The organism is Methylobacterium sp. E-012 (genome assembly GCF_057836545.1).
Map to the genome: position 1 here is coordinate 1679041 of NZ_JBYQEY010000001.1, position 15960 is coordinate 1695000.

The window sequence follows — 15960 nt, forward strand, 5'->3', positions numbered from 1 at the left end:
GGCTCTGGTCGGGCCGCGCGACCCGCTTCCGCCTGGAACCGGCAGACGACCCCGTCTTCGACCGCCACCTCGTCCTCCCGGACCATCCGACCGGCTGGGTCGTGCTGAGCTACGGGGGCGCCGCCACGGGGGCGCCGCGCCGCCCGATCCTCCGCGTCCTGCGCGGGTCCGACCAAACGCCCCAGGATTTCGTCCTGCCGGGGGCATCCCAGGGCGTGGCGCACTGGCTCGGCCTGATCCCGCCCGACGCACGGGAGATCCGCCTCTGCGCCGGTCCCGACTTCGTTCTGGAGCGGGTCGGAGCCCGGCGGGAGATCGGGGTGCTGGCGCAATGCCTCCTGCGGCGGCCCTGGCGCTGCGTCGGGGCGCTCTATGAACGGGCCCGCGGCGCGCAGCGCCCCTATCGCGACACCCTGCGCGGCGCCTGCGCGGTGACGCCGCTGGCGCGCTTCCCGTCCTGGGCCGCGGCCCGGACCCGGCCGAGCCCCCTGCCGCCTTCGAGCCTGCGGATCCGCTGCCTCGTCCTCGCGCGGCCAGGGGAGGCTACGGCCCTGACCGCCACGCTCGACGCGCTCGCGGCGCAGACGCACCGCGCGCCGGAGATCGATGTCGCCTGGGCTGGCGAGCCGCCCGGGGCGCCGGACGCCCGCGCCGCCCACCGGAGCTGGGACGAGCGCGCCGGCCCGGACGATCTCATCGGGGACGCCGAGGCCCTGTGCCTCCTGCGGGCGGGCGACATCCCGGAGCCCGATGCCCTGGCGCTCCTCGCGCAGGCGATGCCGGGGGCGGACCTCGCCTACGGCGACGCCATCGGTCCCGACGGGAACCCGCGCCTGAACCCGGATTGGAGCCCGGATCTCGCCCTGGCGACGGGCTATCCGGGCCGGCCCCTGCTGGCGGCGCGGCCGTTTCTCGCCACGGCCCTGCCGGCCCCGGTGGGGCCGATGGCGCAGATGGACCTCGCCCTGGAGGTCGCGGCCGTCGCGGCGCGGGCGCAGGTGGCCCACATCCCGCGGATCCTCGCCCGCACCGTGGCGGCGCCCCTCGATGCTGCTGCCCGGGCGCGGGCGCTCGGCGCGCGCCTGGAGGGAGCGGGCGCACCGGCCGCGACCGCTCTTCGTGAGAGTGCCGTCCGGCTGGACTGGCCGCTGCCGCAGCCGGCGCCGACGGTCAGCGTCGTGATCCCGTCGCGCGACCGGCTCGACCTGATCGCCCGCGTCTGCCGGGGCGTCCTGCACGAGACGGCCTACGCGCCCCTCGAACTGATCATCGTCGACAACGGTTCGACCGACCCCGCGGTCCTGGCCCATTACGAGGTCCTGCGCCGGGATCCGCGGGTGCGTATCCGCATCGACCCGCAGCCGTTCAACTTCGCCGCCATGGTCAATGCCGGCGTCGCCCTGGCGACGGGCACCGTGATCGTGCTGCTCAACAACGACGTGGCGGTGCTGGAACCCGGCTGGCTGGACGCGATGGTTCGCCACGCCTGCCGGCCCGAGGTGGGCGCCGTGGGCGCCAAGCTCGTCTACGGCGACGGCACCCTGCAGCATGCCGGCGTCGTCGTCGGCCTCGGCGGACGGGCGGGCCACATCCTGCGCCGCCGGCCCGGGGACACCCCCGGCCATCTCGGTCGCCTGCGCGTCGCCCACGAGGTCGCGGCGGTGACGGCGGCCTGCCTGGCGGTGTCGCGAGAGAAATATCGGGCGGTGGGCGGCTTCGACGCCGAGGCCTTCCCGGTCGACTTCAACGATGTCGATTTCTGCCTGCGGCTCGGCGCCGCCGGCTGGAAGACGGTCTGGACCCCGGCCGCGACCCTGGCCCATCTCGAATCGGTCAGCCGGGGGCCTTCGGTCGGCGCGCAGCGCATCCGGTTCGAGCGGGAGGCCGCGCGGTTCTCCGAGCGCTGGCGCGAGGCGATCCGCCACGATCCGTTCTACCATCCGGCCCTGTCGCTCACGACCTTCGGCGAGGATCTCGAATGACGCCGCGCCGATCCCGGCGCTGGCTGGCCGATGCGATGCGCCGGGCCCTGAGCCATCCCCGGGAGGCGGGGGCGATCGCCTGGGCGCGCCTGACCGGGAAGCGGCTGCGCGCCCGCCAGAGACTTGCGGCGCTCGTCGGCATCGACCACCGGCTCGCCCTGCCGGAGCGGATCCTCGCGCGGTTTCCGCCGGCTCCCGACGGACCGGGCGACGACATCATTCTGATCGGCGACGGCGAACTCGTCGCCGGTGCCCCGGCACGGATCGCCGCGGCCTTCGCATCCGATCCCGATCTCCAGGCCGTCTACGGCGACGCGCTCGCGCAGGATCACCCCGGCGGCCCGGTTCTGCCGCTGCTGCCGCCGGTCTTCGACGCCGACCGGCTCGCGGCCTTCGACTATCTCGGGCCGGTCCTGGCCTATCGGCGCGGCGCCCTCGATCCCGGCCAAGCCCCGCTCAGCCCGGCCGATGCCGCGTTCCGCATCGCAGAGCGGCACGGTGCCCGATCGGTCGGCCATCTGCCGGAGATCCTGTCGGTCCGCCGTGGGGGCACGTCCGGCACCGCCCCGCTTGCGGGGGAGGGGAGGGGGGCCATCCAACATCAGGTGGTGGAGGCCCATCTCGCGCGGACCGGCCGCGCCGGAACCGGCATCGCCGCCGCGGCGGGCGGTCTGCTGCGCGTGGAGCACCCGCTCCCCGAGCCGCCGCCGCTCGCCAGCCTCATCGTGCCGACCCGGGACCGCCTCGACCTGCTCCGCCCCTGCCTGGACAGCTTGCGGACCGCCACCGACTGGCCGTCCCTCGAGATTCTGGTCTGCGACAACGACAGCCGCGAGCCGGAGACCCTGGCCTACCTCGTCGATCTGGAACGGCAGGGGAGGGGGCACGTCGTGCTTTGTCCCGGTCCGTTCAACTTCGCCGCGATGAACAACGCCGCCGCCGCCCGGGCCAGGGGGGCGCTGCTGGTCTTCGTCAACAACGATGTCGAGGCGTTCCGACCCGACTGGCTGACGCTCATGGCCCGCGAGGCCCTGAGGCCGGAGGTCGGGGCCGTCGGCGCCAAGCTCCTCGACGGCGAGGGCCGCATCCAGCACGGCGGCATCGTGCTCGGCACCGGCGGGCTGGTGACGCACGGGCACCGCCACTTCCCCGGTGAGGCGCCGGGCTATCTCGCGGCGCTGCGCGCGACGCACGCGGTCTCGGCGGTCACCGCCGCCTGCCTGGTCGTCGAAGCGGCGAAGTTCCGGTCGGTCGGGGGCTTCGACGACGAACATTTCGCCGTCGATTTCAATGACGTGGATCTGTGCCTGCGCCTCGGCGCGGCCGGCTACCGCACCCTCCTCGTGCCGGCGGCGGTGCTGCATCACCGGGAGGCGGCGAGCCGCCGCTGGACGCCGGAGGCCCGCGCCCGGCACGAGCGCGAGATCGCGGCCCTCGAAAAGCGATGGGGGCCGCTGCTTGCGCAGGACCCCCATTATCACCCGGCTTTCGATCCGGACCTCTCGACCCATGCGCGCCTGCGCACGGGCTTCCCGGGGGGCGGATCCGCCGGCCTGCGCCGTCCGCGCGCCTGACGCCGCTACTGGACGAGCCGCGGCCCGCTGCCCTGGACCTTCTCGTTCTCCGACATGATCCCGAGCCGCTTGGCGACTTCGGTATAGGCCTCGATCAGGCCGCCCAGATCCTTGCGGAACCGGTCCTTGTCGAGCTTGTCGGACGACTTGATGTCCCAGAGCCGGCAGGAATCCGGGGAAATCTCGTCGGCGACGACGATGCGCATCATGTCGCCCTCCCACAGGCGGCCGGTCTCGATCTTGAAGTCGACGAGCCGTATGCCGACGCCGAGGAAGAGGCCCGACAGGAAGTCGTTGACGCGGATCGCCAGCGCCATGATGTCGTCGATCTCCTGCGGCGTCGCCCAGCCGAAGGCCGTTATGTGCTCCTCCGACACCATCGGGTCGTTGAGCGCGTCGTTCTTGTAATAGAACTCGATGATCGAGCGCGGCAGCTGGGTGCCTTCCTCCAGGCCCAGCCGGGTCGCCAGCGAGCCCGCCGCCACGTTGCGCACCACGACCTCGAGCGGGATGATCTCGACCTCGCGGATCAGCTGCTCGCGCATGTTGAGCCGGCGAATGAAATGCGTCGGCACGCCGATGTCGTTGAGGTGCTGAAAGACGAATTCCGAGATCCGGTTGTTCAGCACGCCCTTGCCGTCAATGACCTCGTGCTTCTTCGCGTTGAAGGCCGTCGCGTCATCCTTGAAGTGCTGGATGAGCGTGCCGGGCTCGGGTCCCTCGTAGAGGACCTTCGCCTTGCCCTCGTAGATGCGACGGCGGCGGTTCATAGGCGTGTACCGTGGTTTGAGGAAGTCCATGGGCCGAGGCTCCTGATGCGCGACGATGGGGCGGAATCCGCGGCGCGGCGACCGGACGCGAGGTCGGGCCGCCGGACGACCTCTGCCCGAGAGCCCCGGCGACCGGCTTCTAAACTAGCCGAACCGGGCTTCCAGCACAACGCGTTAGCCCGCGGGGCAGGGGTGCCGGATCCGCGTTGACGCGGGGCGCGGGCGCGGATGGCCGGCCGAGTCTCCCCCGGCCGGCCTCGGGCGGAGCGAGCGGTGCAGGGGCGGCGGGGTTCGGCGTCAGGCCCGCCCCGGGATCCGATTCAGGCGGGATGGAGCTGAGCGGGCTCATCCACCGCCGCGTCGAGGCGCTCGAGGGTCCAGTCCGTCGGCGACAGGCGCAGCACCGTGTCGTGATAGGCCGTGAGGCTGGGCCGGTGGGCGACGCTGACCACGGTCGCGCCGGTGCGGCGCAACTGGTCGTACAGGAGCCGTTCGGTCTCCGGATCGAGGGCGCTGGTCGCCTCGTCGAGGAAGACGCAGCGCGGCCGGCTCGCGAGGATACGGGCGAAGGCGATCCGCTGCTGCTCGCCGAGGGACAGGATCCGGCCCCAGTCGCGCCGCGCCGCGAAGCCCCCCGCCTGTTCCGCAAGGTCCGGCAGGTGCACGCGTTCGAGGATCGCCTGAAGCTCCCCGTCGCTCAAGGACAGGCTCTGCTGACGGGGATAGGTGAGCTGGAGCCGCAGGTTACCGAGCGGCATGTAGGGCCGCTGCGGCAGGAACATCATCGTGGCGGGATCGGGCATCTCGATGGTGCCCTGTCCCCGGGTCCAGAGCCCGGCCATCGCGCGCAGGAGCGAACTCTTGCCGATGCCCGTCCGGCCCACGATCAGCAGGCGCTCCCCGGCGCCGAGGCTGAGGGTGAGCCGCTCGACGAGATGGCGCTCGCCCGCCGGCGTCTGGACCGACACGTCGCGGAGCGCGATCCGGTCGGTGCTCCCATAGCGCAGGGTGATGCGCGGGACGTCGTCCGGCCGGGCGTTGGCGGCCAGCGCGTTGAACGTTTCCTGGATCTCCGCGATGCGCACCACCGTCGGGGCGGCCTCGACGATGCTCGGGATGAAGCGCGAGACCACGCTGAGGCCGCCGACGATCATGCTCGCCGCCGCGATCCCGGCCGTCATGGTCCCGAAATCCATCGCCTCCGCGAAGAACACCGGCGCCAGGCAGATCGCCGGCATGGCATGCCAGATGATGGCGGTGAGTTCGCCCGCCCCGGCGATCACCAGGGCGTAGCGGACGATGCGCAGCCTCCTGGCGAGGACGATCCTCAGCCGATCGAGCAGGTGCCCCCGCTCCGCGGCCTCGCCCTGATAGAACGCGATGGTTTCCGCGTGATCGCGCACGTGCAGCAGGCCGTAGCGCAGGTCCGCCTCCGCGACCGTCACGTCCCATTGCTTCCGGATCAGTGGCCGATAGACGACGTAGTTCAGGACGATCTGCAAGCCGACATAGGCCAGCGTCGCGATCAGCATCGACCGGGAGATGCTCGACAGGATCGCGACCTGGACGCCGACATCGATGCTCGCATGGGTCAGCTCCCGCGGAAAGCGGCTGACGGCCTCGCAGAATGGCTCGACCTGCTCCTGGATGCGCTGATCGGGATTGTCGATCGACTGCGTGAGGCTGATCTCGTAATAGGTCCGCGCCGACAGGTATTGATCGATCAACCGGGTCGTCAGCCATCCGCGCCAGTGCACATTGAGGTATTGGCTGGACAGGATCTGCAGCGTGCTGATGATCTGGCGCAGGAAATTGAGTCCGAGCAGCGCGAAGAACAGCGGCCAGTACGCCGATGCGTTCCTGGCGACGAGCTGGTTCGTGAGGCTCGCGGTGGTGGTGGTCACGTAGCCGCCCGCGATGCCGTAGGCGGCCGACAGGACGATCCCCGCGAGCGCGAGCAGCCAGGATGGCCACGCCCCCCGACGCAGCCAGTAGGGTTTGAGAACTGCCCAGAGTCGCCGCGCGAAGCGGGTGTCCAGCTTGAAATTGCCGGGATCCGTCGCGACGCGGCTCGCCTCGGCCGAGGCGAGGCCGGTCACGGATTGGTCCTGCATCGCATCGTGTCCGGCATTCGATCACGTGTCGGCAAAATCCCGGTTTCAGAAGGTCTTGGACCTTGTGCGGGTTCTGGGCGCAGCCCTGGAGATCGCGGGCCTGCACAGCGGGCCCGAGGATCCCGGCACAGGTCAGAACGTGAGATGGACCGAACCCACCACCGTCCGCCCCTGGCCGAGCCAATTGCCGCCGCCGAAGGTACCGATCGACTGATAGTACCGACGGTCCAAGAGGTTGTACACGTTGATCTGGGCAAAGGCCGTTTCGGTGATGTCATACTTGATGAGCGCGTTGAACGTCGCGTAGCTCGGCTGCCTGATCTGATAGGAGAACGCTTGCCGACGGCGTCCGACAACATCGTAATACACGCCCGAATGGACCGTTGTGCTGCGGAAATCGGTACCGAACCCGATCCGTACCCGCCGAAATTGCTGATCCAGTTCGTCCCACCCGGTCCGGGGCCGGAAGGTCGTGAACAGCTTGGCAATATGTTTCGGGAACAGGGAGGTTGTCTTCTGGTTCGACCCGTCGCCGGAAAATGATTTGTTGTCGTTGAACGTGTAGTTCGCGTTTACATCCCAATCCGGCGTGACCTTGCCCGACACGGCCACATCGAACCCTTGCGAGATCGCCCGGCCGGCCGGCAGGAAGCAGCAGCTCAGCAGCGATGTCGGATCCTGATTGTAGGGTTGGCTCGGATCCAGGAGGGGCACATTGATTAATTCCGATTGATAGAATGCCAGCGACGATTGGAGTTGATTATCGAAATCGCTGCGCTTGATGCCGGCCTCCCAGGTATGGCCCTCCATCGGCGGCATCAGCTTACCCGGCGCGGACAGGTTCTGGGTGATCTGATAGATCGTCGTGTAACTTCCGTATATCGATGTCTGCGGATCGATATCCAGCGTCAGCCCGACATCCGGGATCGGGATGTGAATGTTGCCGCTGTTGGAGGTAATGGTCGTTCCATTATTATACTCTTGGATATTCTGCTGGAAGCCGCTGATCCGTTCGGCTATCAGGAGATGCGCCCACGGAACGGGCGACAGACGTATGCTTGCGTAACCGCCGATCTGGGTGAGGTCATAGGCCTTGTCGTATTGATCCACCTTGAAATATTTGGACAGGGGCATCCGCGGCAGTTCATATCCCGAATACCCGAGGACGTTGATGCGTGTCGCGTTGGGATAGGAATAACTGAGCGGCTGATTCGGCAGGGCCTGGTTGATGTATTGGATGCTGGTGCCGAACGTTGTCTCGATCGGCACCCCAAAAAGATCGTCTTTTCCGGTAATGAAACTGTCGAGCAGATACTGATCGGATTTGCTCTGGTTGTATGTCGCAAACCAGCGCGATCCGGTGTTGTTCGCAAGGATGCCGTTATTGTCTCTGGCGTTGAAATTCAGATTGTCGTTCTTCGAGCTCTGGAAATTGACGGAGCTGTTCAGATTGAATTGCCAACCCTCCACGATATCCTGCCGGATCTGGGCAAAATACTCGTCGGTGACGATATCGGTCTTGGCCCACGGTGCGCAGAGGCAGATCGACCTTGAGAACGGGATGAAGGCGCCGCCCTTGTAGGTCGGCAGACCGTTGAACCACGGCACCGCGTTCGTCTCGTTGTGGGTCCCGCCGAGATTGATCTGCGTCCCCTCCGCCGGACGGATCTCGGCGTTGAGATAGCCTTGATTGACGGTCTTGTTCGAGATCCGGTAAAAATTCTCGGTGTCGTCGTGGACGAACGAGCCCCGGATGCTGACCAGTCCGTCGAGCATGGGGCCGGTATTGATATCGCCGACGGTTCTCTTGCTTCCGAACGAGTCGAACGATTGGTCGATTGAGCCCGTCAGCCGGTCGAGGGGCCGCTTGCGCTGCAGGCTGAGGGTGCCGCCGGGCGAGCCGGTGCCGCTGTACTGGCCGCCGGAGCCGCGCAGGATCTGCACGCTGTCGTATTGCGACAGGTCGATGACCGGGATGTAGTTGGATCTGAACGATTCGCCGAGGTCACCGATCAGGATCGGGGTGCCGCCATCCACCGACAGGCTGGTGATCTGGTTGCCGCGGGAATAATAGGCGCTGCTGAGGTTGCTCTGGCCGGCGCCGCCGCCTGTTTGCCTTATCAGGCCCGGCGCGGCATCGACGGCCTGATCGAGGGTCGTGATCTTCTGATCCTGAAGCTGCTGCTGCGTGATGACTGAGACGCTCTGCGGCGTCTCCTTGAGCGACAGGGGTGTCTTGCTGGCCACGTTGGCGGCGGCGGCGCCGTAGCTTCCCGATCCCTCGGTCGCCAGGGGGTCGCTGCTGCCGTTGGCGTTGATGCCGTTGCCGGTGACGTCAATGTCGGCGATGTCGGTGGCGGCGCCCCCGGACGCCGCGGGGGCCGGCCGGGCCGTGACCATCACCATGCCGTTGGCGCCCACGCTCATCCGCAGGGGCGTGCCCGCGATGGCCCGCGCGACCGCATCCGTCTTGCTCATCCGTCCCCGGATCGGCCCGGCCTTCAGGCCCTGGACCGCCTGCGGCGGAAACGAGATCGGCGACCCCGAAGCCGTTCCGATCTGCGTGAGCACGTCGCCGAGTGTACCAGAGTTTATCGCGAAGTCGACCGCGCCGTCTTCGGCGCGTGCCAAGTTGCCGAGTATTACGTTTGCCGGCACCGCCAATAATATTTGCAGGCTCGATAGCAGACATACTTTTCCGATACGCCGCAAGCTCATGCCACGCCCCCACGAACCGGGCTGTTCCAGCCCTTTCTGTTGTCCTGGGAGGACGAGCGAGATCGCGAAAGCGCAACCGGTTCCGGCGCGTCAGGTGTTGATTGCTGGGCCCGCGACGGAGAACAGCAGCGCGCCGTCTCCGAAGACGCGGCCGATGGCCCGGTCCACCTCCGCCGCGCCGACCGCCGCGATCATCGCCGGCCATGCGTCGAGCCAGTCTGGCTGCCGATCCTCGACCTGAAGCGTCAGCAGGGCGCCGGCGAGGGCGGAGGAGCTGGCGAGCCCCATGTCGTGCGAACCGATCAGGTAGCTCTTCGCCGCCTCCAATTCGGCGGCGTCCAGGCCCGTCTCGGCGAGGCGTCGCATCTCGCCGTGGAGCCGGTCGATCATCTCGGGCACGCGGTCGTTGCCGGTCCGCGTCGAGCCGATGAGCGTGCTTGCCCCCCGGAACGGGGCCACGCTCGTTCCGACCGCGTAGCAGAGCCCGTCTCTCTCCCGCAGCGCCCGGAACAGGCGGGAGGTCAGGCCACCGCCGCCGAAGGAATGGTTCGCCACGATCGCGGCGGCGAAATCCGGATCGTCCCGGGGGAGGGCGGGCCGGCCGAAGGCGATCGCGGTCTGCGGCGCGGCGTGGTCGGTCCGGACCAGTTCGCCCAGGCCGCCGAGTTCGGTTCGGGCGACCGGCGGCGCGGCCCCGCCGGGGAGCGCCGCGAAGGCGCAATCGAGGAGCGGCCCGAGCGCGTCTGCGGTGATCGCCCCGACCACCGCCACGTGAAGGTTGTCCCGGGTCAGCAGCCGCGCCTGGACGGCCCGGAGGTCGGCCTCGCCGATCCGCGCGATGGAGGCGAGGTCGCCCTGGACCGGCCGCGCATAGGCATGGCCCCGGAAGCCCCGCGCCATGAAGGCCTGCCGGGCGACCGCCTCGGGCCGGCCGCCGGCGGACCGGATCTGCGCGGCGATCACGGCGCGCAGCCGTTCCACCGCGTCGGGCGCCAAAGCGGGCTCCCGGACGGCGAGCCCCAGCAGCGTGAAGGCGCTCTCCGCCGTCCGGACGAGGCAGGTGAGGCTGCCCTGGAGGCCATCGAGCCCGACGCTGGTCCCCAGCCGGATCGCCCCGTCGCCGAGGGCCTCGTGGAAAGCGGTCCCGTCGAGGGCGCCGGCCCCCTCCGTGAGCAGGCCCCCCAGCATGCGCGTCGCCCCGGCGGCGCCCTCTGGATCGAGACGCGCGCCGCCGCGGAAATCGAAGGCACAGGTCAGGACCGGGCGGGTGTGGTCCTCGATCAGCCAGGCCGCGATGCCGCCGGGACTGCGCAGGATTCGGATCCGCTCCGCGTAGGTCGAGGGGGCGGGCGAGGGGGGCTGCGATGGCATGGACGCGGTCTCGATCCGGGTGGAAACGGCACGGCTGGGGACGGTCGATCTCCCGGAGGCCGGGTCGCGCCGGGCCCCCGGCGCCCTCAGCCGCCGACGAGGTAGCCGGAGACGCCGTGCCGGCGGTCGAGGAATGTCAGCGCCGCGGCCAGCGCCTCCGGCGTCACCGCCTCGATGCGGTCCTGCCAGCCCCCGAGATCGGCGAGGCTCGCGCCTAGGGCCAGGGACCGCCCATACCAGGTCGCCAGCTGCACCTGGCTGTCGCGGGCATAGAGGGCGTCGGCGCCGATCTGCGTCTTGGCCCGCGCGAGCGCGGCCGGCGCGAAACCGGTGTCGCGCACGGCTTGAAGGGCCGCCTCCACCGCGTCGTCGAGGCCCTCCGGCGTGACCCCGGCGGCCGGCTCGGCGACGAGGTAGCAGCGCGATTGCTGGGCGAAGTACTCGCTCAGGTAGTACACGCCGACCGAGGTCGCGCAGCGCGTCTCGACCACCAGCCGCCGGTGCAGCGCGGAGGTCCGGCCCCCGCCCAGCAGGTGGCACAGAACCTCCAGGGCCTCCGCCTCGCCGGGGGCTGCCGTACGGGGCGAGGGTACCGCGTGAAGGCGCTGCAGTTGCGGCTGGCGGACGCGCGCATCCGCCAGGGTGATCCGCCGGCCGACCGGGGGCAGCGGGTTCGGCGCCGGGTGCCGGATGAAGGCCGCCCCGCCGGCAACCGGGCCGTAGGCGTCGTCCGCGAGCCGCACGACCTCCTCGGCCGTGGTGTCGCCGGCGACGATCAGGGTGGCGTTGGCGGGTGCGTAGAAGCGCCCGTGATAGGCCTGCGCGTCGGCGCCCGTGAGGCCGGCGATCTCATGCCGCCAGCCGATGATCGGGCGCCCGGCCGGATGCTCCGGGATCAAGGCGGCCGCCATGGCCTCTTCCAGGAGCGCCTGCGGCCGGCCGTCGGCCACCAGGGCGCGCTCTTCGAGGATGACCGCGCGCTCGGTCGCGGCCACCGCCGCGTCGATGGTGAGCCGGCCCATCCGGTCGGCTTCGAACGCCATGCAGGCACTCAGGTGCGGACGGGGAACCTGCTGGTGGTAGCAGGTGTAGTTCCAGCTCGTGAACGCGTTCTCCTGGCCGCCGACGCTTCCCAGGAACGCGCTGAACGCCCCGGCCGGGTGGCGCGCCGTACCCTTGAACATCAGGTGTTCCAGGAAGTGCGCGGTGCCCGATCGTCCGGGCGGATCCTCGGCCGCCCCGGTCCGATACCAGACCATATGGGTGACCACGGGGCTGCGCCGGTCCGGGATCACGACGATCTGCAGGCCGTTCGGCAGGCATGCGGCCTCGACAGCGACCGGCTCGCCGCCGTTGGGCGCCGGGCTGTTGGATGCGGTGGGACGATGCATCACGGGCGGCATCCTGGGCCGGCGGGTTTCGGACGGGCGCCTCGGCCCCTCGGTAGGCCGGACGGATCTTTTGAGCGGGCGCCGGTCCATGGCGCGCTGGCCGATCTGCGTGACCGGCCGCCGTTGGGCTCAGAGGGCGCCGGTCGCGTCTTCGAGGCCGACGAGGCCGATCTTGAGGTAGCCCGCCGCCCGCAGCAGGTTCATCACCTGCATGAGTTCGCCATAGGGCACACCCTTGTCGGACCGGAGGAAGATGCGTTCCTCCTTCGAGCCGTTCGCGGCGGCGTCGAGGGCCGCGGCGAGGGCCGGGCGGGCCACCGGCTCCTCGCCCAGGGCCAGGGACAGGTCCGCCCGCACGCTGAGGAAGATCGGCTTGTTCGGGTGCGGCTGCGGCTTGGCGTTCGACGTCGGCAGTTCGACCGGGACGGTCACGGTCGAGAGCGGGGCCGCCACCATGAAGATGATCAGCAGCACCAGGATCACGTCGATGAACGGCGTGATGTTGATGTCGGCGTTCTCGCTGAGATCGCCGCCGTCGCCCGATCCGACCTGGAAGGCCATCGCGTCACTCCGCCGCCGCGCGCAGGCCGACCGTCGGCCCGGCGGCCTCGGAGTCGCGCCGGTCGAGGTCCCGGGAGAGGTGACGCAGGACGAGGGCGGCGGCATCGCCGACCAGCATCCGGTAGCCTCCGATCGAGCGGGTCAGGGCATTGTAGATCACCACCGCCGGGATCGCCGCGACGAGGCCGATGCCGGTGGCGAGCAGCGCCTCGGCGATGCCGGGGGCGACCACGGCGAGGTTCGTCGTGTTGGACTTCGCGATGCCGACGAAGCTGTGCATGATGCCCCAGACGGTCCCGAACAGGCCGACGAAGGGACCGATCGAACCGGTCGTGGCCAGGATGCCGGTGCCGACCGCCATGCGCCTGGCCGCGGCGGCTTCGATGCGCTGGAGGCCGATGGCGGCGCGCTCCTTGATCCCCTCGGCGGCCAGACCCTGCGAGGCGGCGAGCTCCTCCTCCACCTCCAGGAGAAGGTGGGCGGCGATCCCCCGGCGGACCCTGAGCCCCGCCTCGGCGAGGCTGCGCGCCGCGCCGATCGCCGCGAGGTCCGCGTTCAGGCGCCATCTGGCGAGCCGGAGGCCGAGTCCCTTGATCAGCAGCACCACCCAGGAGGCCATGGAGGCGCACGCCAGCAGGATCATCACGCCCTGCACGACCGGGTCGGCGTGGAGAAACATGCCGGCCGGCGTCAGGTCGTGGTCCTTCGGGGTCGTGGCCGCGACCGCGGGCCCGGCGGAGACGGGCGGTGACGGGGCCTCTGCCGACGACGAGGACGGCGGAGCCGCGACGGACGGCGCGCCGGTCTCCCCGCCCGATACGGCCGGCGCGGTCTGACCGACTGTCTCGACATCCTGGGCGCCTGCGGATCCCGCGACCGGGCCGATGAGCGGCATGGCCAGCACGACAAGCCTCAGCAGCCGGCGCACCGCGCCGGACGGGAGGAACGGATGGATTGCTGCGATCCATGCCGGCATCGTTTCTAGCCCCCTGGAGAAGACGGTTCCCTATGCTTGTGCGACGAGCCCCGGAATCCGAAACGGGGCGCCGCGATTTTCTTCGCCTCGCGCCGGCGCTGCTCCGGGTTCAGGGGCCGCTCAGCGGGGGCGGAAGTTCATCCGGAACGTCAGGGTCTGCGGGCCCGCGGGCGGCGGCGGCAGCGGCGAGGCCCGGTGGACGGTCTGGACCGCGGCGGCGTCGAGTTCCGGCGAGCCGGAGGACGCGATCACCGCCGCGGCGGTGACTTGCCCTGAGGCGGCGATGCCGACCCGGAGCGTCGGGCTGCCGCTCAGCGCCACGCCGGAGGGAAAGCGCTTGTTCCGGTTGAGGGCCGCCGAGACGAGGCTCTTCCAGTCGGCGGCGGACAGGGAATTGGCCGCTCCGGCCGCAGCCGCGGCGGTCGCCGCGGCGTGCTGCTCCGAGCGCGGCGCGCTGGCGGTGCGGAGGCCGACCTTGCGCACGACCCGCGGCGTCCGCTCGGGCGGCTTGCGCGTCACCGGCTTCCGCTCGGCCGGCTTCGCCTTCTCCCTGTGCTGCGGAAGCGGCGCGACCGCCTCGACCGGCGCCTCCGCGACCTTCGGTACCGGCTCGACCGTCTCCTCCGGTGGTGCCGGTTCCGGCATGGTGGGCTCGGCCTGCTCCTCCGGCTTGGCGACGGCGGCGTCCACCTGCGAGGCGGCCTGCCGGATCTCGGGGGCGAGGTCGATCACGATCGCCCCCATCTCGTCGGGGCGGGCCGGGTCCGGGATCCGGGCGCGCGTCAGGAGAAAGGCGGCGCCGACATGCAGCCCGACCACCAGGAGGGCGGCGGCGCCCCATCCGGCGGCCAGCGCCCGGCGGCGGCTCCTCTCCTCCGCCTGAAGCGCCCGCCTGCGATCCGGATGGATCCGACCCTGGGCGGTGGGGGGCATCGCGGCCACGGACCACATTCGCCCATCGGAGCCCCCCTCGCGACCCGGCCGTGCGCGGCCATGCGTGCCCCGACGGCCGATCTCGGCCTCATGGAGGGGGCGCCGCGCTTCCAGACGCGGGACGAAGAGCTGCAAGGCTGGCCATCCCCGAGCCGACATGCTTCATCTCCTTGAAGACACCGCCCCGCGACGGCACGGCCGCTTCGCAGCACCGCTTCGAGGAAGACGGGGCTGACGCCCGGAGTGACACCCCCCGCGGCGAAAAAGTTTGCGGGAATGCATGGTCCTCCGGTCGGCTCAGGCGATCACGTCGACGCTCAGCCAGAAGGGCGTCACGGCGCGGATCGTGACCGGGGCGATTTCGGTGAGGGCGTCGAGCGTGCCGTGCGGGTCGCTGACGTCGAACACGCCCGCCACCCGCACCGCCGCGGCCGCCGGCGAGACCCGGATGAGGCCGACGAAATACGGCTGCAACGCGCGAACCACGCCGGCGAGATGGCCGTCGCGGAGGATCAGGAGGCCCCTGGTCCAGGCGGCCTCGACCTCGACATCGGCACGTCCCTGACGCAGCGCGCCGTCCTCGAACGTGAGGGTCTCGGTCGCCTCGATGCTGAGCCGCCGCCCCCCGACGGTCGCCCGCACCGGCGCATCGAGGCCGACCATCGCGCGGGACGGGCCGTTCCGGTGCAGCGACAGGCGCCCGGCCGTCGGTTCGAGCAGCCAGTCGCCCATCGTGACGTGGAGGGGCCGGCGCCGTGCGGCATCGAGCGTCACGAACAGGTCGCCGGTCAGGAGATCGATGCGGTCGGTCCCCGCGTCGCCGCCCAGATTGACGGCCGAGCGCGGCCCCAGGATCAGGCTCCCACCGCCCGCGAGGTCGAGCGCCCGCCGCTCGCCGGTCCATGTTGTTTGGTCGGCGAGGAGATCACCGAGGGGGCGCACCCTGTCCGCCAAACCGGCTCCGGCCACCGCGGCGCCGCCGAGGGCCACGGTCTTGACGAAGCGGCGGCGGCTCATCTCGCCTCGGACGAGGCGCCGGCCGAGGCCGTCCCCTGATACGGGTTGCGCGTCGCGGACGAGATCCGCCCGGGCGAGCGACGCGGACAGGCGGCCCCAGGCCTCCCTGTGCGCGGCATCGGCCTCATACCAGGCGGCGAAGTCCCGGCGCTCGCACGCCGTCACCGCGCCGGAATTCAGATTGACCATCCAGGTGATCGCCTCGATCACCGCGGGAGGAACCTCTTCGGACGAACCCGAGACCGGCGCATCGGCGCGAAATCTCTCGGAGGATCTGGACTTCGCCACGGGCTCTCAGCCCCGGTCCGGGTGGTGTTGGTAGAAGCGCATCAGGCCCTGCGCGATATAGCGTCGGACCATCGTCACCGACACGCCGAGTTCCCGGGCGACATCGGTGTATGTCATGCCGTCGATATGGCTGAGCAGGAAGGCCGCCCGGGCCCGCGGCGACATCGACGCCAGGATCCTGCTGATCTCGCGCAGGGCCTCCAGCACGATGAGCTGGTGTTCGGGGGACGCGACCGTGCCGACGGGGGCCCGCGCGAGTTCGGCC

At 70.5% G+C, this 15960-nt stretch carries 12 protein-coding genes (1 of these 12 only partly in view); 2 read left to right on the forward strand and 10 right to left on the reverse strand.

The window, feature by feature from the left end:
• Positions 1 to 101: 101 nt before the first annotated feature.
• Both AC3IF1_RS07980 and AC3IF1_RS07985 read left to right on the forward strand, forming a co-directional pair.
• On the forward strand, positions 102 to 1982 hold the full coding sequence (locus tag AC3IF1_RS07980) for a glycosyltransferase family 2 protein (protein ID WP_489217054.1): 1881 nt from the start codon (positions 102 to 104) through the stop codon (positions 1980 to 1982).
• Complete coding sequence (locus tag AC3IF1_RS07985) at positions 1979 to 3556, forward strand: glycosyltransferase (protein ID WP_489217056.1); 1578 nt, start codon at positions 1979 to 1981, stop codon at positions 3554 to 3556. Before AC3IF1_RS07980 ends, AC3IF1_RS07985 begins: the two co-directional genes overlap by 4 nt.
• Positions 3557 to 3561: 5 nt before the next feature.
• On the opposite strand, the gene purC is transcribed toward AC3IF1_RS07985, so the two are convergent.
• The 10 genes from purC to AC3IF1_RS08035 form a co-directional block, all read right to left on the reverse strand.
• Positions 3562 to 4356 carry a phosphoribosylaminoimidazolesuccinocarboxamide synthase gene (gene purC / locus AC3IF1_RS07990; RefSeq protein ID WP_091789573.1) on the reverse strand — a complete coding sequence of 265 codons (795 nt, stop codon included), beginning with the start codon at positions 4354 to 4356 and terminating at the stop codon, positions 3562 to 3564.
• A 290-nt stretch (positions 4357 to 4646) separates the two neighbouring features.
• Complete coding sequence (locus AC3IF1_RS07995; protein ID WP_489217058.1) at positions 4647 to 6440, reverse strand: ABC transporter ATP-binding protein/permease; 1794 nt, start codon at positions 6438 to 6440, stop codon at positions 4647 to 4649.
• A 132-nt stretch (positions 6441 to 6572) separates the two neighbouring features.
• A complete protein-coding gene (locus AC3IF1_RS08000; RefSeq protein WP_489217060.1) occupies positions 6573 to 9158 on the reverse strand; it encodes a TonB-dependent siderophore receptor in 2586 nt (861 codons plus the stop codon).
• 90 nt (positions 9159 to 9248) lie between these two features.
• Positions 9249 to 10529, reverse strand: coding sequence for a M16 family metallopeptidase (locus tag AC3IF1_RS08005; RefSeq protein WP_489217062.1), 1281 nt, complete (start codon positions 10527 to 10529; stop codon positions 9249 to 9251).
• Positions 10530 to 10615: 86 nt separating this feature from the next.
• Positions 10616 to 11920, reverse strand: coding sequence for a M16 family metallopeptidase (locus tag AC3IF1_RS08010; protein WP_489217064.1), 1305 nt, complete (start codon positions 11918 to 11920; stop codon positions 10616 to 10618).
• A gap of 129 nt (positions 11921 to 12049) precedes the next feature.
• Positions 12050 to 12481 (reverse strand): TonB system transport protein ExbD, encoded by a 432-nt coding sequence (gene exbD, locus AC3IF1_RS08015; RefSeq protein ID WP_489217066.1) that lies wholly within the window; start codon positions 12479 to 12481, stop codon positions 12050 to 12052.
• Positions 12482 to 12485: 4 nt separating this feature from the next.
• Positions 12486 to 13457 (reverse strand): tonB-system energizer ExbB, encoded by a 972-nt coding sequence (exbB, locus tag AC3IF1_RS08020; RefSeq protein WP_489217068.1) that lies wholly within the window; start codon positions 13455 to 13457, stop codon positions 12486 to 12488.
• Between the two features lie 120 nt (positions 13458 to 13577).
• Entirely contained in the window at positions 13578 to 14390 is an 813-nt protein-coding gene (locus AC3IF1_RS08025; RefSeq protein WP_489220351.1) for an energy transducer TonB family protein, read from the reverse strand.
• A gap of 297 nt (positions 14391 to 14687) precedes the next feature.
• Positions 14688 to 15695, reverse strand: coding sequence for a DUF4880 domain-containing protein (locus tag AC3IF1_RS08030; RefSeq protein ID WP_489217070.1), 1008 nt, complete (start codon positions 15693 to 15695; stop codon positions 14688 to 14690).
• 6 nt (positions 15696 to 15701) lie between these two features.
• Positions 15702 to 15960, reverse strand: the 3' portion of a protein-coding gene (locus AC3IF1_RS08035; RefSeq protein ID WP_489217071.1) for a sigma-70 family RNA polymerase sigma factor. Its footprint extends 338 nt past the window's final position; 259 of the gene's 597 nt are visible here — the last part of the coding sequence; its start codon lies off the right edge, out of view; it ends in the stop codon at positions 15702 to 15704.